This is a genomic window from Streptomyces sp. A012304 (assembly GCF_026008495.1).
Taxonomy (GTDB): Bacteria; Actinomycetota; Actinomycetes; order Streptomycetales; family Streptomycetaceae; genus Streptomyces.
In genome coordinates this window covers 252,918-272,984 of sequence record NZ_BQUN01000112.1, presented here as the reverse complement: position 1 = coordinate 272,984, position 20,067 = coordinate 252,918, and the positions used below count along the sequence as shown (strand labels likewise).

23 protein-coding genes are annotated in these 20,067 nt (G+C 71.8%); 10 read left to right on the top strand and 13 right to left on the bottom strand.

Features of this window, described 5'->3' with window-relative positions:
• Positions 1-24: 24 nt before the first annotated feature.
• Both ALMP_RS29960 and ALMP_RS29955 read right to left on the bottom strand, forming a co-directional pair.
• Positions 25-228, bottom strand: coding sequence for a hypothetical protein (locus ALMP_RS29960; protein ID WP_264933898.1), 204 nt, complete (start codon positions 226-228; stop codon positions 25-27).
• 199 nt (positions 229-427) lie between these two features.
• Entirely contained in the window at positions 428-1,381 is a 954-nt protein-coding gene (locus tag ALMP_RS29955) for an ROK family protein (protein WP_264933896.1), read from the bottom strand.
• Between the two features lie 224 nt (positions 1,382-1,605).
• Here ALMP_RS29955 and ALMP_RS29950 point away from each other — a divergent pair, with 224 nt between their 5' ends.
• The 3 genes from ALMP_RS29950 (at position 1,606) to ALMP_RS29940 (ending at position 3,894) form a co-directional block, all read left to right on the top strand.
• Complete coding sequence (locus ALMP_RS29950; protein WP_264933894.1) at positions 1,606-2,655, top strand: LacI family DNA-binding transcriptional regulator; 1,050 nt, start codon at positions 1,606-1,608, stop codon at positions 2,653-2,655.
• 7 nt (positions 2,656-2,662) lie between these two features.
• Positions 2,663-3,418: a hypothetical protein gene (locus ALMP_RS29945; RefSeq protein WP_264933891.1), complete on the top strand. Its 756-nt coding sequence runs from the start codon at positions 2,663-2,665 to the stop codon at positions 3,416-3,418.
• An 86-nt stretch (positions 3,419-3,504) separates the two neighbouring features.
• A complete protein-coding gene (locus ALMP_RS29940; protein ID WP_264933890.1) occupies positions 3,505-3,894 on the top strand; it encodes a VOC family protein in 390 nt (129 codons plus the stop codon).
• Between the two features lie 18 nt (positions 3,895-3,912).
• On the opposite strand, the gene ALMP_RS29935 is transcribed toward ALMP_RS29940, so the two are convergent.
• Positions 3,913-5,217: an HpcH/HpaI aldolase/citrate lyase family protein gene (locus tag ALMP_RS29935; RefSeq protein WP_264933888.1), complete on the bottom strand. Its 1,305-nt coding sequence runs from the start codon at positions 5,215-5,217 to the stop codon at positions 3,913-3,915.
• 173 nt (positions 5,218-5,390) lie between these two features.
• Between ALMP_RS29935 and ALMP_RS29930 the strand changes: the two genes are divergently transcribed.
• Positions 5,391-6,302 carry an endonuclease/exonuclease/phosphatase family protein gene (locus ALMP_RS29930; RefSeq protein ID WP_264933886.1) on the top strand — a complete coding sequence of 304 codons (912 nt, stop codon included), beginning with the start codon at positions 5,391-5,393 and terminating at the stop codon, positions 6,300-6,302.
• Between the two features lie 53 nt (positions 6,303-6,355).
• Here ALMP_RS29930 and ALMP_RS29925 read toward each other — a convergent pair whose 3' ends face one another.
• The 4 genes from ALMP_RS29925 to ALMP_RS29910 form a co-directional block, all read right to left on the bottom strand.
• Positions 6,356-7,318 (bottom strand): electron transfer flavoprotein subunit alpha/FixB family protein, encoded by a 963-nt coding sequence (locus ALMP_RS29925; RefSeq protein ID WP_264933884.1) that lies wholly within the window; start codon positions 7,316-7,318, stop codon positions 6,356-6,358.
• Between the two features lie 52 nt (positions 7,319-7,370).
• A complete protein-coding gene (locus tag ALMP_RS29920; RefSeq protein WP_264933882.1) occupies positions 7,371-8,159 on the bottom strand; it encodes an electron transfer flavoprotein subunit beta/FixA family protein in 789 nt (262 codons plus the stop codon).
• A gap of 220 nt (positions 8,160-8,379) precedes the next feature.
• Positions 8,380-8,889 (bottom strand): flavin reductase family protein, encoded by a 510-nt coding sequence (locus ALMP_RS29915; protein ID WP_264933880.1) that lies wholly within the window; start codon positions 8,887-8,889, stop codon positions 8,380-8,382.
• A 208-nt stretch (positions 8,890-9,097) separates the two neighbouring features.
• Positions 9,098-9,511 (bottom strand): thioredoxin family protein, encoded by a 414-nt coding sequence (locus ALMP_RS29910; RefSeq protein ID WP_264933878.1) that lies wholly within the window; start codon positions 9,509-9,511, stop codon positions 9,098-9,100.
• Positions 9,512-9,587: 76 nt separating this feature from the next.
• Here ALMP_RS29910 and ALMP_RS29905 point away from each other — a divergent pair, with 76 nt between their 5' ends.
• From ALMP_RS29905 to ALMP_RS29895, 3 genes are all read left to right on the top strand, one after another.
• The gene (locus tag ALMP_RS29905; RefSeq protein ID WP_264933876.1) at positions 9,588-10,004 is read left to right on the top strand and encodes a DUF4395 domain-containing protein; all 417 of its coding nucleotides are present in this window, start codon (positions 9,588-9,590) and stop codon (positions 10,002-10,004) included.
• Positions 10,005-10,189: 185 nt separating this feature from the next.
• Complete coding sequence (locus tag ALMP_RS29900) at positions 10,190-10,918, top strand: 1-acyl-sn-glycerol-3-phosphate acyltransferase (protein WP_264933874.1); 729 nt, start codon at positions 10,190-10,192, stop codon at positions 10,916-10,918.
• Between the two features lie 124 nt (positions 10,919-11,042).
• Positions 11,043-12,065, top strand: a complete 1,023-nt coding sequence (locus ALMP_RS29895; RefSeq protein ID WP_264933872.1) for a hypothetical protein — start codon at positions 11,043-11,045, stop codon at positions 12,063-12,065.
• Positions 12,066-12,071: 6 nt separating this feature from the next.
• Here the strand turns inward: ALMP_RS29895 and ALMP_RS29890 are convergent, their stop codons facing one another.
• The 5 genes from ALMP_RS29890 to ALMP_RS29870 form a co-directional block, all read right to left on the bottom strand.
• Complete coding sequence (locus ALMP_RS29890) at positions 12,072-13,298, bottom strand: hypothetical protein (RefSeq protein WP_264933870.1); 1,227 nt, start codon at positions 13,296-13,298, stop codon at positions 12,072-12,074.
• 48 nt (positions 13,299-13,346) lie between these two features.
• Positions 13,347-13,919 (bottom strand): transglutaminase domain-containing protein, encoded by a 573-nt coding sequence (locus ALMP_RS29885; protein WP_264933869.1) that lies wholly within the window; start codon positions 13,917-13,919, stop codon positions 13,347-13,349.
• Positions 13,920-13,997: 78 nt separating this feature from the next.
• Complete coding sequence (locus tag ALMP_RS29880) at positions 13,998-15,071, bottom strand: low specificity L-threonine aldolase (protein WP_264933867.1); 1,074 nt, start codon at positions 15,069-15,071, stop codon at positions 13,998-14,000.
• The gene (locus ALMP_RS29875; protein WP_264934017.1) at positions 15,068-15,814 is read right to left on the bottom strand and encodes an SDR family oxidoreductase; all 747 of its coding nucleotides are present in this window, start codon (positions 15,812-15,814) and stop codon (positions 15,068-15,070) included. Before ALMP_RS29875 ends, ALMP_RS29880 begins: the two co-directional genes overlap by 4 nt.
• Positions 15,815-15,855: 41 nt before the next feature.
• Positions 15,856-17,253, bottom strand: a complete 1,398-nt coding sequence (locus ALMP_RS29870; RefSeq protein WP_264933865.1) for a DUF6421 family protein — start codon at positions 17,251-17,253, stop codon at positions 15,856-15,858.
• 198 nt (positions 17,254-17,451) lie between these two features.
• On the opposite strand from ALMP_RS29870, the gene ALMP_RS29865 reads away from it, so the two are divergent.
• A complete protein-coding gene (locus ALMP_RS29865; RefSeq protein ID WP_264933863.1) occupies positions 17,452-18,135 on the top strand; it encodes a glycerophosphodiester phosphodiesterase family protein in 684 nt (227 codons plus the stop codon).
• A gap of 1 nt (position 18,136) precedes the next feature.
• Here ALMP_RS29865 and ALMP_RS29860 read toward each other — a convergent pair whose 3' ends face one another.
• Positions 18,137-18,676 carry a GNAT family N-acetyltransferase gene (locus tag ALMP_RS29860; RefSeq protein WP_264933861.1) on the bottom strand — a complete coding sequence of 180 codons (540 nt, stop codon included), beginning with the start codon at positions 18,674-18,676 and terminating at the stop codon, positions 18,137-18,139.
• Between the two features lie 73 nt (positions 18,677-18,749).
• On the opposite strand from ALMP_RS29860, the gene ALMP_RS29855 reads away from it, so the two are divergent.
• Together ALMP_RS29855 and ALMP_RS29850 are read left to right on the top strand one after the other, a co-directional pair.
• Positions 18,750-19,142 (top strand): VOC family protein, encoded by a 393-nt coding sequence (locus tag ALMP_RS29855; protein WP_264933858.1) that lies wholly within the window; start codon positions 18,750-18,752, stop codon positions 19,140-19,142.
• Between the two features lie 71 nt (positions 19,143-19,213).
• Positions 19,214-19,978, top strand: coding sequence for a VOC family protein (locus ALMP_RS29850; protein ID WP_264933857.1), 765 nt, complete (start codon positions 19,214-19,216; stop codon positions 19,976-19,978).
• Positions 19,979-20,067 lie beyond the last annotated feature (89 nt).

Sequence of the window (20,067 nt, the reverse complement as noted above, 5' to 3'; positions counted from 1 at the left end):
GCCACGGCATCGGTGCGGAATCCGTCAGTCGCCCTCGCCGCCCAGGGCGCTGTCGTCGACACCGGCCAGGCTGTCGGTGGTGGCGGCGGCCGGGTCGAGCGTGCTGAGGGTGTCCCCCACGTTCAGCCCGTCGAGGGCCTCGCCGCTCAGGCCGTGCGAGGGGGTGATCGCCGCGACGACGAAGCCGGTGGCGAGGGAGGCGATGGCGAGCATGCTGCGCTTCTTCATGCCGGGATCAACTGCGCAGGCCGCGTGAGGTCACGGCCGGAGCGGACAGCGCGGCGCGGAACCTCCGTGCCCGAGCAAAAGCGGAACGTTCCTTCACGGCCCGCCGCGCCCTCGAAGACCTCAGACACCCGCCGCCCCTCGAAAACGCTCAACGTCTGCCGGCGCCCTCGAAAACCCTCACACGCCCGCCTCATGAAGCTCAGACGCCCGCCGCCGTCACGCCCGGCCCGCTCGCCAGTGCCGCCGCTGCCGCGCCCACCAGCCCCGCGTCCGTGCCCATCTGCGCCGGTGCCACCGTCAGCCGCCGCACGAAGGAGAGGGTCGCGTAGTCGCCGAGTGCCCGCCGCAGCGGCGTGAGGAGCACCTCGCCCGCCTTGCCCACACCGCCGCCGATCACCGCGATGTCGATCTCGACGAGGGTCGCGGTGGCGGCGATGCCGGCGGCCAGGGCACGGGCGGCCCGCTCGAAGGAGGCCACCGCCACCGGATCGCCCGCGCGGGCGGCGGCGGCCACGGCGGCAGCGGAGGTGTCCCCGTCCGGGCCGGGCCGCCAGCCGCTGTCCAGGGCGCGCCGGGCGATGTTCGGACCGCTGGCGATCCGCTCCACACAGCCGCGGGCACCGCACGGGCAGGGGTCGCCGTCCAGGTCCACGCTGATGTGACCGATGTGCCCGGCATTGCCGGTGGGGCCCGGGTGGAGCCGGCCGTTCAGCACCAGGCCACCGCCGACACCGGTGGAGACCACCATGCACAGCGCGTTGTCGTGGCCGCGGGCGGCACCCTGCCAGTGCTCGGCGGCCGTGATCGCGACGCCGTCGCCGATCAGCTCGACGGGCAGGTTCCCGGTGGTCGCCCGGACCCGCTCGACGAGCGGGAAGTCGCGCCAGCCGGGCACGTTCACCGGGCTCACCGTGCCGGCGGAGGCGTCCACCGGGCCCGCGCTGCCGATGCCGAGGGCGTACGCCCGCCCCCACAGCGGCGAGGCGGTCAGGTCCCCCAGCACCGCCTCGACGGCCCGCATCACGGTGTCGCCGTCCTCTTGGGCGGGCGTGGGCCGCTGCGCGCGGACCAGGATCGTGCCGTCGCGGTCCACCAGCGCACCGGCGATCTTGGTGCCGCCGATGTCGAGCGCTGCCACGAGGTCGGTGTGCATCAGTCTCGGTCTCCCCGTCAACCGTCGGAAAAAGGGCTGGCCGGTCCAGCGGTGGGGGACGTGGGCCGGAGATTGCGGTGGACAGTCTCCCCCGCATCTGACAACGTTGTCCAGGGCCTATGCTCGACGCCACATCCTCATACAAGCCAGGGACGCGCGCATCCCCCGGGAGCGATCCGGAGCCGCGGGCGGGCCCCGTGGACCACAGGACAGGACACCGCATCGTGCCCGAGACGCCCCGCCGCCCCGTCGGCATCTCCGGAAGTCGCTACGGCAACCGTCCCACCATGAAGGACGTCGCGGCACGTGCCGGGGTCGGTCTGAAGACCGTCTCCCGCGTGGTGAACGGCGAGCCGGGCGTCACCCCCGAGACCGAGCGGCGCGTCCAGGAGGCCATCGACGCGCTGGGCTTCCGGCGCAACGACAGCGCGCGGGTGCTGCGCAAGGGCCGCACCGCCAGCATCGGCCTGGTCCTGGAGGACCTGGCCGACCCGTTCTACGGCCCGCTCAGCCGCGCGGTGGAGGAGGTCGCCCGGGCGCACGGCGCGCTGCTCATCAACGGCTCCAGCGCGGAGGATCCCGACCGCGAGCAGGAACTGGCGCTGGCGCTGTGCGCGCGCCGGGTGGACGGGCTGGTGGTGATCCCGGCGGGCGACGACCACCGCTATCTGGAGCCGGAGATCAAGGCGGGCGTGGCCACGGTCTTCGTGGACCGGCCGGCCGGGCGGATCGACGCCGACTGCGTGCTGTCGGACAACTTCGGCGGCGCGCGGCAGGGTGTCGCCCATCTGATCGCGCACGGGCACCGCAGGATCGGCTTCATCGGTGACATGCCGCGCATCCACACCGCCGCGGAGCGGCTGCGCGGCTACCGCGCCGCCCTGGCGGACGCGGGCATAGAGGCCGAGGACGCCTGGATGTCGCTCGGGTCCACCGACCCGGGCCGGGTGCGCCGGGCGGCCGAGGCGATGCTGTCGGGGCCCGCTCCGGTCACGGCGGTCTTCTCCGGCAACAACCGGGTGACGGTGACGGTGATCCGGGTGCTCGCCGAGCAGACCCGCCGGGTCGCCCTGGTGGCCTTCGACGACCTGGAGCTGGCCGACCTGCTCCAGCCGGGCGTCACCGTGGTCGCCCAGGACGCGGCCGCCCTGGGCCGCACCGCGGCCGAGCGGCTGTTCGGTCAGCTGGACGGCACCTTGATCACGCCCGAGCGCATCCAGTTGCCGACCCGGCTCGTCACCCGCGGCTCGGGCGAGCTGCGGCCGGCGGACTGAGCCGCCGGTGTACGAGCGCCATGAGCACCGCACGCTGGAGGCCCTGGGCCTCGCCGACGCGCCGCGCGACCATCCGCTGACCTATCCCGGTGCCTGGCCGGCGGAGTCGGGGCTGCTCGACGGGGACCGGCTGCTGCCGCTGGAGCGTCTTTCGTTCCCCGGGCGGACACCGGTCCTGGCCGTCGGCTCCAACGCCTGTCCCGCGCAACTGCGCCACAAGATGTCCGAGTCCCAGATCACCTCCCCGATCCCGATGGTCAGGGCCAAGGTCACCGGTATCGACATCGGTGTGTCCGCGCACGTCAGCCGCCTGGGGTATGTCTCGGCGTCCCCGGTCGACGCCCCTGACGTGACACGGGAGTTGTTCGTGATCTGGCTGGACGGCCGGCAGCTCGCGGTGATCGACGCGAGCGAGGGCGTGCCCCTGCCGAACGGCAACTACGCCCGTGCCCTCCTGCCCGCCCGGCAGGTGCGCGTCGAGCTGGCGGACGGCGAGACGCTGCCGGGCGCGTACGCGTACGTCAACCGGCACGGCGTGCTGCACGACGGCACCGACGCTCCGCGCGGCCATCCGGGCCAGCGCCCCCTGATCACCGAACTCCTGCGCGGGTCGGCCGAGTTGAGGAGGCTCTTCGGGGCGACCCCGGAGGAGTTCTGCGCCCGGGCCCGGGCGGACGCCCGGCTGTGCCGGCGCGGGACCCGGCTGTTCGCGGAGGAGGGGCTGGTGACGAAATCCGGGCTCGAACATCTCCTCATTCGTTAGGGTTGTCAGACGGCATCGCGTGTCGGTCACCGGCTGGGTGAGGCATGGAGGTGCCCGTGAGATTGCCTTACGGAGGCATTCCACACATGTCAGTCGAACTGAACCACACCATCGTCCACTCCCGTGACAACCGGGAGTCCGCCGAGTTCCTCGCCCACATCCTGGGACTCGAGGTCGGGGCCGAGTGGGGCCCCTTCGTCCCGGTCGACACCGCCAACGGGGTCACCCTGGACTTCGCCACCATCCCGGCGGAGTCGATCGTCATGCAGCACTACGCGTTCCTCGTCTCGGACGAGGAGTTCGACGCGGCGTTCGACCGGATCAAGCAGGCAGGCATCACGTACTACGCCGATCCGCACGGGAAGCAGCCGGGTGAGATCAACCATCACCACGGCGGCCGGGGCCTGTACTTCATGGATCCCGCGGGGCACGGGATGGAGATCATCACCACCCCGTACACCTTCCCCGAGAAGTAGCGGGCGCCGAGAGGGCGGTCACTGAGGCGCGGAGGCCGTCAGGTCTCCGCGCCGGGGTGCCGCGAAGTCCTCCAGAGCGGCCCGGGGCAGGCCGGTCGCGGCGGTCACCTCGTCGGGGTCGAGCGCACCGCAGTCCAGTCCGCGCAGCAGATAGCCGCTGAGGGCCTTGGCGGTGGCCGGCTCGTCCATCACGTCGCCGCCGGCCCGGTTGGCGTACCGGGACAGGCGCTCGGCGGCCTGGGCGAATCCCTCGCGGTAGAAGGCGAAGACGGCCGCGTAGCGGGTGGGGATGTGACCGGGGTGCATGTCCCAGCCCTGGTAGTAGGCGCGGGCCAGGGCGCGGCGGGTGAGGCCGTAGTGCAGGCGCCAGGCGGCGTGCACCTGTTCGGTGGGACCGACCGGGAGGACGTTGGTGGAGCCGTCCGAGACGCGTACGCCGGTGCCGGCCGCGGCGACCTGCATGACCGCCTTGGCGTGGTCGGCGCACGGGTGGTCGCTGGCCTGGTGGGCGGCGGAGACACCGAGGCAGGCGCTGTAGTCGAAGGTGCCGTAGTGCAGGCCGGTGGCGCGGCCCTCGGCGGCCTGGATCATGCGGGCGACGGTCGCGGTGCCGTCGGCGGCGAGGATGGCCTGGCTGGTCTCGATCTGGATCTCGAAGCCGAGCCGGCCGGGGGTGAGCCCGCGCGCCCGCTCGAAGGCCTCCAGGAGCCGGACCATGGCCGTGACCTGCTCGGGGTAGGTCACCTTCGGCAGGGTGAGGACCAGCCCGTCCGGCAGTCCGCCGGCCTCCGTCAGGCCGGTGAGGAAGATGTCGAGGGTGCGGATGCCCCGGTCGCGGACGGCGGCCTCCATGCACTTCATGCGGATGCCCATGTACGGCGCCGCGGTGCCCTTGGCGTACGCCTCGGCGATAAGGTGCGCGGCGCGTGCGGCCGCCTCGTCCTCCTCGGCGTCCGGGCGCGGGCCGTAGCCGTCCTCGAAGTCGACGCGCAGGTCCTCGATCGGTTCGCGCTCCAGCTTGGCGCGCACGCGCGCGTACACCGGTCCGGCGAGTTCGTCGGACAGGCCGAGGACGGCGGCGAAGGCCGCGGCGTCGGGCGCGTGCTCGTCGAGGGCGGCGAGGGCCCGGTCGCCCCAGGAGCGGATCGTGTCGGCGGTGAAGACGTCACCGGGGACGTAGACGGTGTGGACGGGCTGGCGGGTCCCGGGGTCGCCGGGGTAGCGGCGCTGGAGTTCGGCGTCGATCGGGGCGAGGGAGGCGCTGATCTCCTCGCTGACGGCGCCCGCGAGGCTCGTCGCCACCTGCTGCTGGCCCTGACCCATCCCACACCCTCCTATTTTCCGCTTTACGGAATCAACAATCCGTAGAATGAAGCTATCCGTGGATCTTCTCGCCGGTCAACACCCTGTTCACCCTCTGGTCCCCCTCCGGCCCCTGTGTCCTCTTCCGCACGGCCGTTCCCACCTTCATCCTTGCTCACGAGGGGAGGGGGCACATGCCGGGCACGGAAGGGGTGACCCGCCGCAGGGGACTGAGGACCGTGGTGGCGGCGGCCGCCGCCGTGCCCCTGCTCGGGACGGTCCGGGCCTCGGCGGCCCGGGACGGGATCCTGCGGCGGACGGCGCCCGTCCCGCCGCTGGAGGTCATGACGTTCAACCTCCGCTTCGCGAGCACCCGGGAGCCCAACAGCTGGGCGGCCCGCCGCCCGGTCATGCGCGCCCTGCTGCGCGAGGCGGCCCCGCATGTCATCGGCACCCAGGAGGGCCGGTTACCGCAGGTGCGGGACATCGAACGCGACCTCGGACGGCACTACGACTGGATCGGCACGGGCCGGGGCGGAGGGGACGACGAGTCGATGGCCGTCCTCTACGACACCCGACGGCTCGCCCCGGTCGAGCACGCCCACTTCTGGCTCTCCGACACCCCGAAGGTGACCGGCTCCAACACCTGGGGCGCGGCCCACCCCCGGATGGTCACCTGGGTCCGCTTCCGCGATCTGCGCGCCCGGGGCCAGGAGTTCTGCCTCTTCAACACCCACCTGGACAACGCGAGCCGGTACGCCCGGATGCGTTCCGTCTCCCTGATCACCTCGCGGCTGGCGCAGTTCGACCCCGCTCTGCCGCTGCTGGTGACCGGCGACTTCAACGCCGTGGCCCACCGCGATCCCGTCCACGGCGCGCTGCTGGACGCCGGTCTCGTCGACACCTGGGACACGGCGCGGGGGCGCGGCGCGACGTACGGGACGTTCCACGGGTACCGGGGGCTCACGGCCGGCGGCGACCGTATCGACTGGATCCTGGCGACCCCGGGTGTGACGGTCCTGCGGACGTGGATGCACACCTACGCGGCCGACGGCCAGTACCCGAGCGACCATCTGCCGGTGCAGGCCACCGTGAGCCTGGGATGAGCCGAGGCCCCCGCGACCGGGCGGTCACGGAGGCCTCGTACAGCGGGAGCCGATCAGCCCTTGCGGGCCTTGATCTCCTCGGTCAGCTGCGGGACGACGTCGAACAGGTCGCCGACGACGCCGTAGTCGACCAGCTCGAAGATCGGGGCCTCGGGGTCCTTGTTGACCGCGACGATCGTCTTCGAGGTCTGCATGCCCGCGCGGTGCTGGATCGCGCCGGAGATGCCGTTGGCGATGTACAGCTGCGGCGAGACGGACTTGCCGGTCTGGCCGACCTGGTTGGTGTGCGGGTACCAGCCGGCGTCGACGGCGGCACGCGAGGCACCGACGGCCGCGCCGAGGGAGTCGGCGAGCGCCTCGATGATCGCGAAGTTCTCCGCGCCGTTGACACCACGGCCACCGGAGACCACGATCGCGGCCTCGGTCAGCTCCGGACGGCCGGTCGACTCACGGGCGGTGCGGCCGGTGACCTTGGTGCCGGTGGCCTGCGCGGAGAAGGAGACCGACAGTGCCTCGACGGCGCCGGCGGCCGGGGCGGCCTCGACGGCGGCGCTGTTCGGCTTGACCGTGATCACCGGGGTGCCCTTGATGACGCGGGACTTGGTGGTGTAGGACGCGGCGAACACCGACTGGGTGGCCACCGGGCCCTCGTCGCCGGCCTCCAGGTCGACGGCGTCGGTGATGATGCCGGAGCCGATGCGCAGCGCGAGGCGGGCGGCGATCTCCTTGCCCTCGGCGGAGGACGGGACCAGCACGGCGGCCGGGGAGACGGCCTCGTGGGCGGCCTGGAGGGCGTCCACCTTCGGGACGACCAGGTAGTCGGCGTACTCGGACGCCTCGTGGGTGAGGACCTTGACCGCGCCGTGCTCGGCGAGGGTGGCGGCGGTGGCGGCGGCGCCGTTGCCCAGCGCGACGGCGACGGGCTCGCCGATGCGGCGGGCCAGCGTCAGCAGCTCCAGGGTGGGCTTGCGGACGGCACCGTCCACGTGGTCGACGTAGACGAGGACTTCAGCCATGGGATTGCTCTCCTGCGTACGAAACTTGAGGGGCGGTCAGCGAACTCGAGCCTTAGATGAACTTCTGGCTCGCGAGGAACTCAGCGAGCTGCTTGCCGCCCTCGCCCTCGTCCTTGACGATCGTGCCGGCCGTGCGGGCCGGGCGCTCGTCCGCGGTCTCGACCTTGGTGTGGGCGCCGTCGAGGCCGACCTCCTCGGCGTCGATCTCCAGGTCCTCCAGGTCCCAGGACTCCACCGGCTTCTTCTTGGCGGCCATGATGCCCTTGAAGGAGGGGTAGCGCGCCTCGCCGGACTGGTCGGTCACCGACACCACGGCCGGCAGGGAGGCCTCGAGCTGCTCGGAGGCGGTGTCGCCGTCGCGGCGGCCCTTGACGGTGCCGTCCTCCACGGAGACCTCGGACAGCAGGGTCACCTGCGGCACGCCCAGCCGCTCGGCCACCAGCGCGGGTACGACGCCCATGGTGCCGTCGGTGGAGGCCATGCCGGAGATGACCAGGTCGTAGCCGGCCTTCTCGATCGCCTTGGCCAGGACCAGGGAGGTGCCGATGGCGTCGGTGCCGTGCAGGTCGTCGTCCTCGACGTGGATCGCCTTGTCGGCGCCCATGGACAGCGCCTTGCGCAGCGCGTCCTTGGCGTCCTCGGGGCCCACCGTCAGGACGGTGATCTCCACGTCGTCGTCGGAGTTCTCGGAGATCTGCAGCGCCTGCTCGACCGCGTACTCGTCGAGTTCGGAGAGCAGACCGTCCACGTCGTCCCGGTCGACGGTCAGGTCATCGGCGAAGTGCCGGTCGCCAGTGGCGTCGGGCACGTACTTCACAGTGACAACGATCCTCAAGCTCACGCCGGCTCTCCTACTGCATCGTCAGTTCTCGGCTGCCTTCTCTTGCAGGCAGCATAGGCGCCACAAGCGGCCGATCCCGGTCGGGGCGGCCCGCGCTCCGATCGAAATATTACTCGCCAGTACACCCAGTTCGTTCCCGCTAAGCAAGCGCTTTGAACTGTGACCTTTGCAACGCAGCGTAATCGGAACTCGACGGTTCCGCAGGACGGCGGGCCAGTGATCAATCACGCAGCGCGGTGAACCTGCCCTGGTGGTAGAGGAGCGGCCGCCCGGCGCCGGCGGGATCCCCGAGCACGACCTCGGCCAGCACGATGCGGTGGTCCCCGGCGGGCACCCGGGTCACGACCCGGCACACCAGCCAGGCGAGCACGTCGTCGAGGACTGGCACACCCTCCGGCCCCTCCCGCCAGGCGGTGGGCGCGCCGAAGCGGTCGGCGCCGCTGCGCGCGAAGGTGGCGGCCAGCTCCCGCTGGTGCTCACCGAGTATGTGGACGCCGACGTACTCGGCCCGGGACAGCGTGGGCCAGCTGGAGGCGCCGGTGCCGACGCCGAAGGACAGCATCGGAGGCTCGGCGGAGACCGAGGTGAGGGAGGTGGCGGTGAAGCCGACCGGGCCGCTCCCGCCGGAGGCCGTGATCACGGCGACGCCGGCCGCGTGCCGGCGGAAGACCGAGCGCAGCAGGTCGGGTGAGGCGAGCCGAGGAGTGTGCAGGTCGGGCGTGGCCGTCATGGAGTTGTCCTTCTGCGAGGAGTGGCGTCGGGGTGGGTGGCTGCTCAACGACCCGGACAGCACGCGCTCGCGGTACGGGCGAGGTCGACGTGGACCCGACCGTGGAGAAGGAGTTCCTCAGGCATACGGTCAGGCTGACGATAGGTGGCGCGCACAGTCAAGTGCGTCCCGTCATCTGGGAGAAGGCTCACCGTCGCCGAACGGGGGATCACACGGCCTCCCCCAGCGCCGCGATGACGTCGGCCTTGCGGGGCTGTCCGGCGGCGCGGCGCACGATTCGCCCGTCGGCGTCCAGGACCAGCACGGTCGGGGTCTTGAGGATGCCGAGTTCCCGCACGAGGTCCAGGCGGGCCTCGGCGTCGATCTCCAGGTGGGTCACGCCGGGGACCATGCCGGCGACCTCGCCGAGGACCCGGCGGGTGGCCCGGCAGGGGGCGCAGAAGGCGCTGGAGAACTGCACGAGCGTGGCGCGCTCTCCGAGTTCGCCGCCCAGCCGGGCGGCTTCGAGCCGCTGTCCGTCGTCGCGCCCGCTCACGCGCACCCTCCCGCTCCGCCGCCGGTGCAGCACTCCGTAGGCGCTCGCCGCCGCGAGCACCGCCACGCACACCACGAGTCCGGTCATGACCCGCACAACCGTTCATGAGACTGCAAAGATTCCCGCCTCCCCCGAAGGCTGCCCGTTGCGGAATGCTTGATTCATGGACATCGATGTGCGGGGGCCGCGCTTCGCGGCGGCCGTGACGACCGTCGTGCTGGCGGTCGCGCTGATCACCGAGAACCCCTGGGTGCTGGCCTGGCAGACGCTGGCGTTCGCCCTCGGCGCGGCGGGCGGTGTGGGCCGTTCGCCCTACGGCTGGGCCTTCCGCACCGCCGTGCGACCGAGGCTCGGGCCGCCCACGGAGTTCGAGGCGCCGCAGCCGCCGCGGTTCGCGCAGGCGGTGGGGCTGGTCTTCGCGGGCCTGGGCCTGGTCGGCTTCACGGTGGGCCCCGAGTGGCTGGGGTTGGCGGCGACCGGCGCGGCCCTCGCGGCGGCGTTCCTGAACGCGGTGTTCGGGTACTGCCTGGGGTGCGAGATGTACCTGCTCGTCCGGCGCGTGGCGGTACGGGTGGAGTAAAGGTGATCTCAATACCCTAGGTGGCCGACTGGGTGACGTGACGAGGATCTCGCGGTTCGGCGGCACCAGGACTGGCTACCCGGCCGTTCTTCGGGCACGATCTGCGAGATGCCGTAAACCTACGGCTGCGTAACTTTGCCGCGGGAGACCGTCCCGGGCAGAGAGAAGAAGGGTTCGCTCCGCCCATGGCAGAGTTTGTCTACCGTCCCGTCGTCGGACTCGCCCAGACGTTGTTCAAGGTCTGGGACCTCAAGATCGACTGCAAGGGGTCGGAGAACATCCCGCGCTCGGGTGGAGCCGTGCTGGTGAGCAACCACATCAGCTACCTCGACTTCGTCTTCAACGGCCTGGCGGCCCTCCCGCAGAAACGTCTCGTGCGGTTCATGGCGAAGGAGTCGGTCTTCCGCCACAAGATCTCCGGTCCGCTGATGCGCGGCATGAAGCACATCCCCGTGGACCGCAAGCAGGGCGAGGCGGCCTACGCGCACGCGCTGGACTCGCTGCGTTCCGGCGAGGTCGTCGGGGTCTTCCCGGAGGCCACGATCTCGGAGTCCTTCACGCTGAAGAGCTTCAAGTCGGGTGCCGCCCGGCTGGCCCAGGAGGCGGGCGTCCCGCTGGTCCCGATGGCCGTGTGGGGGACGCAGCGGCTGTGGACGAAGGGCCACCCGCGCAACTTCAAGCGCAGCCACACCCCGATCACCATCCGGGTCGGCGAGGCGATCGAGGCCTCCCGCGACAAGTACGCCGGCGCGATCACCCGGCAGCTGCGCGAGCGCGTCCAGGAACTGCTGGAGGCCGCCCAGCGCGCCTACCCGGTGCGCCCCAAGGACGCGAACGACACCTGGTGGATGCCGGCCCACCTGGGCGGTACGGCCCCGACCCCGGAACAGGTCCGCGCGGCAGAGGCCCGCTGAGCCCCGGGGCGGCTGGGTGGTGGGGTGGCCGATAGGGTCCCGGCCATGAGACGGGAGCCGGGTGTCGGGGCCTGGGGGCCGCCCGCCCGGTCGGTTGTCGGCCGAACGCGCTACGGGGGCGAGGATGCGGCGCTGGATCAAGGTGTCGGTGGCGGTCGCGGCGGTGCTCGGCCTGGGCGGCTGGATCGCCCAGCCGTACGTCCACGAATGGTGGCTGATCCGCGGGGCCTGTGACGGGGTCCTGCCCGACGACGCCGTGCGCGACCTGGTCCCCGACGACTCCCGGGTCACCGACACCGGCTCGGGCGGGGTGAAGGAACTCGGCGACTACGGCTGCACCGTCACCGTCGAGGGCGATCACAGCTCCGACTGGCGGCTGCTGGTCCTGGAGGCCTACACCGGGCGCGACGACCAGGACCGCGAGTTCATGTGGACGTTCCCGGAGAGCGGCTTCGCCGCTCAGGCGGCGATGCCCGAGGGCCTGCCCGGCTTCGTCGGCCGGTACGGCGCCCTGGAGTTCCTGCTGACCTGCCCGGATCTGGGCAAGGACGCCGACGGCCGGCAGCGCAGGATGATGGTCCGCGCGTCGGTCGGCCGGAACGGCCCCTGGCGGCAGCCCGCCACCTACGAGGTGGCCGTGGCCTTCGTCAACTCCGCCTCCGAGCGCCTGGGATGCGGCGCGAAGCCGCTGAAGGCGCCGAAGGGCGTCAGCCCCGCCGACCCCGAAGAGGACGACCCGAAGACGGTCCCGCTCGCAGCGGCCCGTGACACCGCCTGCGGCTGGCTGGCCGACGCGAAGCTGCCGAACCCGGCGCACTGGAAGCTGGAGCCGCAGCTCACCGACGCGGCGCCGACGGGACGGTGCGAGGTGAGCATCGGCGACGACCTCACCGACGGCGGCCCGAAGGGGATGGACTTCGTCGCCTGGTTCGGCGACTGGAGCAACCGGCTGGTCGCCGGCAACACCACCGACCGCCCCGCCCTGACCGCGTCCGCCCGCTGTGCCGGCGAGGCCGCCCACTTCGCGCTGGACGCCTCCGAGGACATCCCGGGCGTCGACGCCTCGAAGAAGCGGGCCCTGCTGGAGGCCTTCGCGAAGGAGCAGGCCGAGCGGCGCGACTGCACCGGTGTGCGGGTGAACGGCTGAGGCCGGTCAGACCGTCAGCCACAGCGCCCGGACGTACCGGTCGTCGATGACCTGCCGCATGGCGTCCGCCCGTGCCCGGGGGATCTTCCGGGCCGTCGCCCAGGCGTCGAGCACCGTGAACAGCTGGTGCCGGGGGTCCATGAGGTCGCCGCGCACCCGGCCCGATGGGTGGCGGGCGGCGATGCCGGCCATCGGCGGACGGCTGGTGACCTGCGTCGAGTGGGCGAGGTAGCTGCCGCGCGTGTACCGCCGTACCGTCGCGTCGAAGGCGGTCAGGTCGGGGATCGTGCCGTTGCGGGCGTAGTGCGCCCGGTACTTCATCAGGGTGCCGATCCGGTCGGTCATGTGCTCCAGGTCGTTGTCGACCCAGTAGGTGACGGGCGAGTCGAACTGGTCCTTGTCCGGCACCGGGCGGTAGTCGGGGTCGCGGCCCTGTCCGTCGAGCCGCTCCAGGTAGTAGGCGAACCAGGCGCGCTCGGCGGTGTACAGGATGGCGAACGCCTCGGGGTCCTTGGCGAGTTCGGCGACCAGCTCCTCCAGGTCGGCGTGGACGTCCGTGTAGGGCTGGGCGTGCTCGAAGTCGGCGTGGGCCTCGCCGGGCGCGAGGAAGCGGCCGTACGTGGTCCAGCCCTCCGCGTTCGGCTCGGCGGAGCGGGCCGGGACGGCGGGCAGGCCGGCGTCCTCGTCGGAGGAGACGTAGCGGTGCTGGTCGACGACGTACTGGGCGAGCATGCGGGCCACGCCCGGCGCCATGCCGTCGGGGAGTTCGACGCCGCGCAGCGCGGCGGCCACCGCGAAGGCGCCGCGCGCCTGGGGCAGGGTGTGCGGGTTGCCGAGGCCGGTGGCCCGGGTGGCCGCGTCCACGACGTCCCCGAGGATCCTGCCGCCGTCGCCGCAGGGGTGTTCGTGGACCAGCAGCGCGCGTACGGCGTCGAAGCGGGCGAGGTCGTCGCCGGGGTCGAGGGCGCGGGTCGCGGCCGCCGGGTCCTCGGCGAGGGCGCGGGTGGAGGCGGGGATCTCCTGGCAGCGGGTGTCGTCGCCGGAGGCGGTGAGGACGAGGGGCACGACGACGGCGGTCGCCAGGAGCGCGAGTGCGACGGCGGAGGTGAGCAGCGGGTGCCAGCGCAGCCGGGTGAACCGCCCTGGGGGCGCGGGGTCCGGCTGCGCGCCGTCCGCTCGCAGGCCGTCGTCTCCGTCCGCGTCGGCCTCTCCGGCCTGTCCCCCGTCACGCATGCCGGGGAGATTAGCGACCGCGACCGGCCGGGTGTGCGGCGGGGGTGGTCAGAACGCGGTGGGCAGCGTCTTCCACAGGTACGGCCGGTCGGGTGCGGCCCGCAGGGTGTTCAGGACGGTCGGGTGGGGCGCGGCGTACAGCACGGGGTGGTCGAGTTCGCCGGCCTCGGTGTCGGGGGTGAAGGCCAACCGCTCGCCGTCCAGGGAGAATTGGGCGTCCACACCGGGCTTGTTGCCGCGGGGGTCCTGGCGGTGCCAGGCGCCGTGGAAACGGACGGCGACCAGTCCGTGGAGCACGTCGAACTTCTGGTAGCACAGCGCGGTCGGGATGTCCTCGGCTCGTAGCAGCGCGGCCAGCGCGTGGGCCTTGGCGTAGCAGATGCCCGTCCGCTGCTCCAGGACGTCGGAGGCGCGCCAGGTGACCCGCAGGTCGCCGGAGTCCTGTGAGTGGGGAATCGTGTCGCGGACGAACTCGAACGCCAGCCGCGCATAGGCATACGAGTCCTCCGCCTCCTGGGCGAGGCGTGCGGCAGTGTGGCGCACCAGCGGGTGGTGATGGTCGATGGCCTCGTCGGCGGCCAGGTAGGCGGACAGGTCGGGGTTCTCCTGGATCAGCTCCATGGCCGCAGAGCATAGGAATGCGATCACCCGACCGTCAATGGATTTCCGAGTGACCGCATATTTATGCAGGACTGTCCGTCAGCGTGCCATCTCCTCCTTGAGGGCCGCCACGAAGGCGTCCACGTCCTCCTCGGTGGTGTCGAAGGCGCACATCCAGCGCACGACGCCGGCCGCCTCGTCCCAGAAGTAGAACCGGAACCGCTTCTGCAGCCGCTCGGTCACGTCGTGCGGCAGCTTGGCGAACACGCCGTTGGCCTGCACGGGGTAGAGGATCTCCACGCCGTGCACGGCCCGCACGCCCTCCGCCAGCCGCTGGGCCATCTCGTTGGCGTGGCGGGCGTTGCGCAGCCAGAGATCCTTGGCGAGCAACGCCTCCAACTGCACCGACACGAAGCGCATCTTGGAGGCGAGCTGCATGGACAGCTTGCGCAGGTGCTTCATGTGGCGGACGGCGTCCTGGTCGATGACGACGACCGCCTCGCCGAACATCGCGCCGTTCTTCGTGCCGCCCAGGGAGAGGATGTCGACGCCGACCGCGTTGGTGAACGTCCGCATCGGCACGTCCAGCGAGGCCGCCGCGTTGGCTATCCGGGAGCCGTCGAGGTGGACCTTCATGCCGCGCGCGTGGGCGTGGTCGCAGATCGCGCGGATCTCCTCGGGCGTGTACAGCGTGCCGAGTTCCGTGCTCTGGGTGATCGAGACGACCTGCGGCATCGCACGGTGCTCGTCCTCCCAGCCCCAGGCCTGCCGGTCGATCAGCTCAGGGGTGAGCTTGCCGTCGGGCGTGGGCACGGTCAGCAGCTTCAGGCCGGCCATCCGCTCGGGGGCGCCGCCCTCGTCGACGTTGATGTGGGCGCTCTCGGCGCAGATCACCGCGCCCCAGCGGTCGGTGACCGCCTGGAGCGCGACGACGTTGGCGCCGGTGCCGTTGAAGACCGGGAAGGCCTCCGCCGTCGGCCCGAAGTGGCTGCGGACGATCCGCTGGAGGTTCTCGGTGTACTGGTCCTCTCCGTAGGCGACCTCGTGGCCGCCGTTGGCCAGGGCCAGGGCGGCCATCACCTCGGGATGGGCGCCGGCGTAGTTGTCGCTGGCGAAACCGCGGACCTCAGGATCGTGGTGACGACGGGCCTGGGTGTACGCGGTCGGGTTCACGGCTTCTCGGTGAGCCACAGACGGTGTCCGTTCACTTCGGTGGCGGGCTTCTCCCAGACTCCGGCGATGGCCTCGGCCAGGTCCTCGACGTCCGTGAAGCCCGCGAACTTCGCGTTGGGCCGCTCAGCGCGCATCGCCTCGTGCACCAGCGCCTTCACCACCAGGATGGCAGCCGCGGAGGTCGGACCCTCGGGGCCCCCGGCCTTGCGGAAGTAGTCGGCCATCGACAGCGTCCACGCCTCGGCGGCGGCCTTGGCGGCGGCGTACGCGGCGTTGCCCGCGGTGGGCTTGCTGGCGCCCGCGGCGCTGATCAGGACGTAACGGCCGCGGTCGCTGCGCTGGAGCGCCTCGTGGAAGGCGAGCGAGGTGTGCTGGACCGTGCGGATCAGCAGCAGCTCCAGGAAGTCCCAGTCGTCGAGGCTGGTCTTGGTGAAGGTCTCGCTGCCGCGCCAGCCGCCGACGAGGTGGACCAGGCCGTCGACACGGCCGAAGTCCTTCTCGATCCGGCCGGCCCACTCGCGGGTGGACGGCAGGTCGAGCAGGTCGACCGGCTCGCCGGTGACGGTGGCGCCGCCGGCGCCGTAGCGGGCCGCGTCCACGGCCTCCGCCAGGCGCTCGGGGTCGTTGTCCGCGCCGACGACCGTCGCGCCCGCCTCCGCGAGCCGGAGCAGCGCCGCCCGGCCCGCGGGTCCGCCCGCGCCCGCCACCGCGATCACGGCACCGCTGAGAGCCCCGTTCCCCATGTTCTTCGCCTCCTGAGCCGTGTTCTCGGTACGGCGGTCGCTCACGCGGCGATCCGCTCGGCGCTGTCCGCCGTGATGCCCTTGGTGGAGGCGATCACGTTCTTCAGCTTCTTGGACAGAGCCTCATAGAACATGCTCAGCGGAAACTCGTCCGGAAGCACGTCATCCACGAGTTTGCGCGGCGGCTGGGTCAGGTCCAGGGCGTCGGGGCCCTTGGCCCACTTGGAGCCCGGGTGCGGGGCGAGGTAGGCGGAGACCAGCTCGTACCCGGCGAACCAGTGGACGAGCTTGGGGCGGTCGATGCCGTCGTGGTAGAGCTTCTCGATCTCGGCGCACAGCTCGTTGGTGACCTGCGGGGCGCGCTGCCAGTCGATGAACAGCTTGTTGTCGGTCCAGCGGACGACGTCGTGCTTGTGCAGGAAGGCGAAGAGCAGCTGGCCTCCGAGACCGTCGTAGTTGCGCACCCGCTCGCCGGTGACGGGGAAGCGGAACATGCGGTCGAAGAGCACCGCGTACTGCACGTCACGGGCCTGCGGGACGCCGTCGGCCTCCAGCTTCACGGCCTCCTTGAAGGCGGTGAGGTCGCAGCGCAGCTCCTCCAGGCCGTACATCCAGAACGGCTGGCGCTGCTTGATCATGAAGGGGTCGAAGGGCAGGTCGCCGTGGCTGTGGGTGCGGTCGTGGACCATGTCCCACAGGACGAAGGCCTCCTCGCAGCGCTTCTGGTCGTGGACCATCGCGGCGATGTCCTCGGGCAGCTCCAGGCCCAGGATGTCGACGGCGGAGGCGGTGACGCGGCGGAAGCGGGCGGCCTCGCGGTCGCAGAAGATGCCGCCCCAGGAGAAGCGTTCCGGCGCCTCGCGCACGGCGATGGTCTCCGGGAAGAGGACGGCGGAGTTGGTGTCGTAGCCGGGCGTGAAGTCCTCGAAGGTGATGCCGCAGAACAGCGGGTTGTCGTAGCGGGTGCGCTCCAGTTCGGCCAGCCAGTCCGGCCAGACCATGCGCAGCACGACCGCTTCCAGGTTGCGGTCCGGGTTGCCGTTCTGCGTGTACATCGGGAAGACGACCAGGTGCTGGAGGCCGTCGCGGCGGTTGGCGGCCGGCTGGAAGGCCAGCAGCGAGTCGAGGAAGTCCGGCACCTCGAAGCCGCCCTCGGCCCAGGCGCGCAGGTCCTTCACCAGGGCCCGGTGGTAGTCCGCGTCGTGCGGCAGCAGCGGGGAGAGCTCCTCGACGGCCTCGGTCACCTGCCGCACGGCCCGCTCGGCCTCGGCGCGCTCCGGGGCACCCTCGGCCGTGAAGTCGATCGCCCCGTCCTTCGACTGCCAGGGGCGGATCCGCTCCACGGCATCCTTGAGCACGGGCCACGCCGGGTGCTCCACCACCCTGGCCATGGAAGGAACCTGCCCCTCCGACCCCACCTGCACAAGAATTTCCGTCATGTCCCATCCTCCACGGGAGAACCTCGCGTAAAGACACCGTATGCATATGAGGTTCCTCCCAGCAAGAGGAAGGTCGGGAAATTATCCTGCACACCCGCATGGTCACCGAACTTTTTCCTGTCCGACACCGGTCGTCCGTGGGCTTTCGCTAGGCTGCGGGCTCCTCCAGCGCCGCCGTCGACGGAAGCGAGTCGCGTCGTGAACCTCTTCACCATCGGTCACCGCGGAGTCATGGGCGTCGAGCCCGAGAACACCCTGCGGTCGTTCGTCGCCGCCGAACGGGCGGGCCTCGACGCCATCGAACTCGATCTGCATCTGAGCAAGGACGGGGCGCTCGTGGTCATGCACGACGCCGACGTGGACCGCACCACCGACGGCAGCGGGCCCATCGCGGAGCGGACGCTGGCCGAGCTGCGCGCGCTCGACGCGGGCCTCGGCGAGCGGGTCCCGGTCTTCGAGGAGGTCCTGGAGGCGGTCTCGCTGCCGCTCCAGGCAGAGATCAAGGACGTGCAGGCGGCCCGGGCGTTGGCCGAGGTGATGCACGAGCGGAACCTGGTGGAGCGGGTGGAGGTGTCCTCGTTCCACGACGAGGCGGTGGCCGAGATCGCCCGGCTGGTGCCCGGGGTGCGCACCGCGCTCATCGGCAGCCGCTACGGGCTGGACATCGTGGAGCGGGCGGTGGAGGCCGGCGCGGCGACGGTGTGCCTGAACATCCGGCGGCTCACCCTGGAGATCGTCGAGGAGGCCCGCGCCCACGGCCTGCGGATCATCGGCTGGGTGGTCAACACGCCGGAGCACCTGCGGCTGGTGCGGGCCTTCGGGCTGGACGGCGCGACCACCGACCGCCCGGAGACCAAGGACGCCGCCCGCGCGACGGCCTGACTCACCCCAGCGGCTTGACCAGCAGCTCGAACTGGAGGTCGTCCCGCTGCGGGATGCCGAAGCGCTCGTCGCCGTAGGGGAACGGCGTCATCCGTCCGGTACGGCGGTAGCCGCGCCGCTCGTACCAGGCGATGAGGTCGTCGCGCACGGAGATCACCGTCATGTGCATCTCGGCGACGCCCCAGGTGGCGCGGGCCTGGCGCTCGGCCTCCGCGAGGACGATCCGGCCGAGACCTCCGCCCTGGGCGGTGGGGCTGACCGCGAACATGCCGAAGTAGGCGTGGTCGCCGCGGTGCTCGAGCTGGCAGCAGGCGATGATCCGGCCGTCCCGCGCCGCGGTCAGCAGCCGGCTGTCGGGCGACTCGATGATCTCCAGGACGCCCTGGGGGTCGGTGCGCTGCCCCTCCAGGATGTCCGCCTCCGTGGTCCAGCCCGCCCTGCTGGCGTCCCCGCGGTAGGCCGACTCGACAAGCGCCACGAGCGTGTCCACGTCGGTGTCGACGGCGTCACGGAAGACGAGTGCGGCGGCGGTGGTGTCCATGTGGGCGATCTCCCCTCCCGGGCGCGGTTCGGCCCCCGCCGAGCCTAACCCGCTCCCACTACGCTCCGGATGCATGGTGCATGTACTCAGCGGCCGGATCCTGCTCCGCCCCACCGACCCCGAACGCTCCCGCGCCTTCTACGGCGAACAACTGGGCCTCGCCGTCTACCGCGAGTTCGGCACGGGCCCGGAGCGGGGCACCGTGTACTTCCTCGGCGGGGGCTTCCTGGAGCTGTCGGGGCGCTCCGAGACACCCCCCGACCCCGCCGTGCGGCTGTGGATGCAGGTCGCGGACGTGGCGGCGGCGCACGAGGAGCTGCGGGAGAGGGGTGTGCCGATCGCGCGGGAGCCGGTGCGGGAGCCATGGGGCCTGATCGAGATGTGGATCGCGGATCCGGACGGCACTCCGATCGTGCTGGTGGAGGTGCCCGCGGACCATCCGCTGCGGCACCGGCCGGGCATGTGAGGCCAGCGGATGCCGGGGCACGGGCCCGGGCTTAGCGTGCTGGAAGGGGTCCTCCCTTCGGAAGGAACGCCATGAAGCTCGACACGCCCGTGCCCGGCGGGCCCTGCTGGGCCGAGCTGGGCACCACCGACCTCGCGGCGGCCCAGCGGTTCTACGCGGAGCTGTTCGGCTGGCGCTGCGAGACGGACCCCCGGCAGGAGGCCGGCGGCTACACCGTCGCCCACCTCCGGGACGCGGCCGTCGCCGCGCTGAGCCCGCTCTACCAGGAGGCACAGCCCGTCGCCTGGACCGTGTCGTTCGCGGTGTCCGACGCCGACGTCAGCGCGCGGATGATCGAGGAGGCCGGCGGCAAGGTGCTGGTCGGCCCGATGGACGTGTTCGACATGGGCCGTTACGTCGTCGCCCTCGATCCGGGCGGCGCGGCCTTCCAGCTGTGGCAGGCCAGGACCTTCCAGGGCGCCGGACTGTTCAACGCGCCCGGCTCGCTGGGCTGGGTGGAACTGCTGACCCGGGACCCCGCGCGGGCCGAGGCCTTCTACACGACGATCTTCGGCTGGACCGTGGCCACCACCGAGCACTACACCCAGTGGGGCGTCGGCGGCGCCGACTTCGGCGGCATGATCACCATGGACGACAAGTTCCCGCACGAGGTGCCGCCGCACTGGCTGCCGTACTTCGCGGTGGAGGACGTGGACGCCACCACGGCGAGGGCCACCGGCGCGGGCGGCGCCGCGCTCATGGAGCCCACCTCCGTGCCGGACGGCCCGCGGATCGCCGTACTGCGGGATCCGCAGGGCGCGGTGTTCGGGGTGTACCGGGCCGAGGAGGAGAGCTGAGTACATCGCCGGTTCCGTCGCCGGTTTGCATTGAAGTGCGCTCCAGCCCTTAGCGTCGTCGGCACGGACGGCCCTGAGGGGGAAGAGAC

What these genes read in the sequence shown, in the direction of transcription:
- ALMP_RS29875 (WP_264934017.1), bottom strand. Translation starts at nt 15,814, where the DNA reads ATGGGGAACGGGGCTCTCAGCGGTGCCGTGATCGCGGTGGCGGGCGCG.
- ALMP_RS29885 (WP_264933869.1), bottom strand. Translation starts at nt 13,919, where the DNA reads ATGGAGCTGATCCAGGAGAACCCCGACCTGTCCGCCTACCTGGCCGCC.
- ALMP_RS29960 (WP_264933898.1), bottom strand. Translation starts at nt 228, where the DNA reads ATGAAGAAGCGCAGCATGCTCGCCATCGCCTCCCTCGCCACCGGCTTC.
- ALMP_RS29915 (WP_264933880.1), bottom strand. Translation starts at nt 8,889, where the DNA reads ATGACGGCCACGCCCGACCTGCACACTCCTCGGCTCGCCTCACCCGAC.
- ALMP_RS29955 (WP_264933896.1), bottom strand. Translation starts at nt 1,381, where the DNA reads ATGCACACCGACCTCGTGGCAGCGCTCGACATCGGCGGCACCAAGATC.
- ALMP_RS29890 (WP_264933870.1), bottom strand. Translation starts at nt 13,298, where the DNA reads ATGCGTGACGGGGGACAGGCCGGAGAGGCCGACGCGGACGGAGACGAC.
- ALMP_RS29905 (WP_264933876.1), top strand. Translation starts at nt 9,588, where the DNA reads ATGGACATCGATGTGCGGGGGCCGCGCTTCGCGGCGGCCGTGACGACC.
- ALMP_RS29870 (WP_264933865.1), bottom strand. Translation starts at nt 17,253, where the DNA reads ATGACGGAAATTCTTGTGCAGGTGGGGTCGGAGGGGCAGGTTCCTTCC.
- ALMP_RS29850 (WP_264933857.1), top strand. Translation starts at nt 19,214, where the DNA reads ATGAAGCTCGACACGCCCGTGCCCGGCGGGCCCTGCTGGGCCGAGCTG.
- ALMP_RS29900 (WP_264933874.1), top strand. Translation starts at nt 10,190, where the DNA reads ATGGCAGAGTTTGTCTACCGTCCCGTCGTCGGACTCGCCCAGACGTTG.
- ALMP_RS29910 (WP_264933878.1), bottom strand. Translation starts at nt 9,511, where the DNA reads ATGACCGGACTCGTGGTGTGCGTGGCGGTGCTCGCGGCGGCGAGCGCC.
- ALMP_RS29860 (WP_264933861.1), bottom strand. Translation starts at nt 18,676, where the DNA reads ATGGACACCACCGCCGCCGCACTCGTCTTCCGTGACGCCGTCGACACC.
- ALMP_RS29925 (WP_264933884.1), bottom strand. Translation starts at nt 7,318, where the DNA reads ATGGCTGAAGTCCTCGTCTACGTCGACCACGTGGACGGTGCCGTCCGC.
- ALMP_RS29895 (WP_264933872.1), top strand. Translation starts at nt 11,043, where the DNA reads ATGCGGCGCTGGATCAAGGTGTCGGTGGCGGTCGCGGCGGTGCTCGGC.
- ALMP_RS29940 (WP_264933890.1), top strand. Translation starts at nt 3,505, where the DNA reads ATGTCAGTCGAACTGAACCACACCATCGTCCACTCCCGTGACAACCGG.
- ALMP_RS29855 (WP_264933858.1), top strand. Translation starts at nt 18,750, where the DNA reads ATGGTGCATGTACTCAGCGGCCGGATCCTGCTCCGCCCCACCGACCCC.
- ALMP_RS29930 (WP_264933886.1), top strand. Translation starts at nt 5,391, where the DNA reads ATGCCGGGCACGGAAGGGGTGACCCGCCGCAGGGGACTGAGGACCGTG.
- ALMP_RS29935 (WP_264933888.1), bottom strand. Translation starts at nt 5,217, where the DNA reads ATGGGTCAGGGCCAGCAGCAGGTGGCGACGAGCCTCGCGGGCGCCGTC.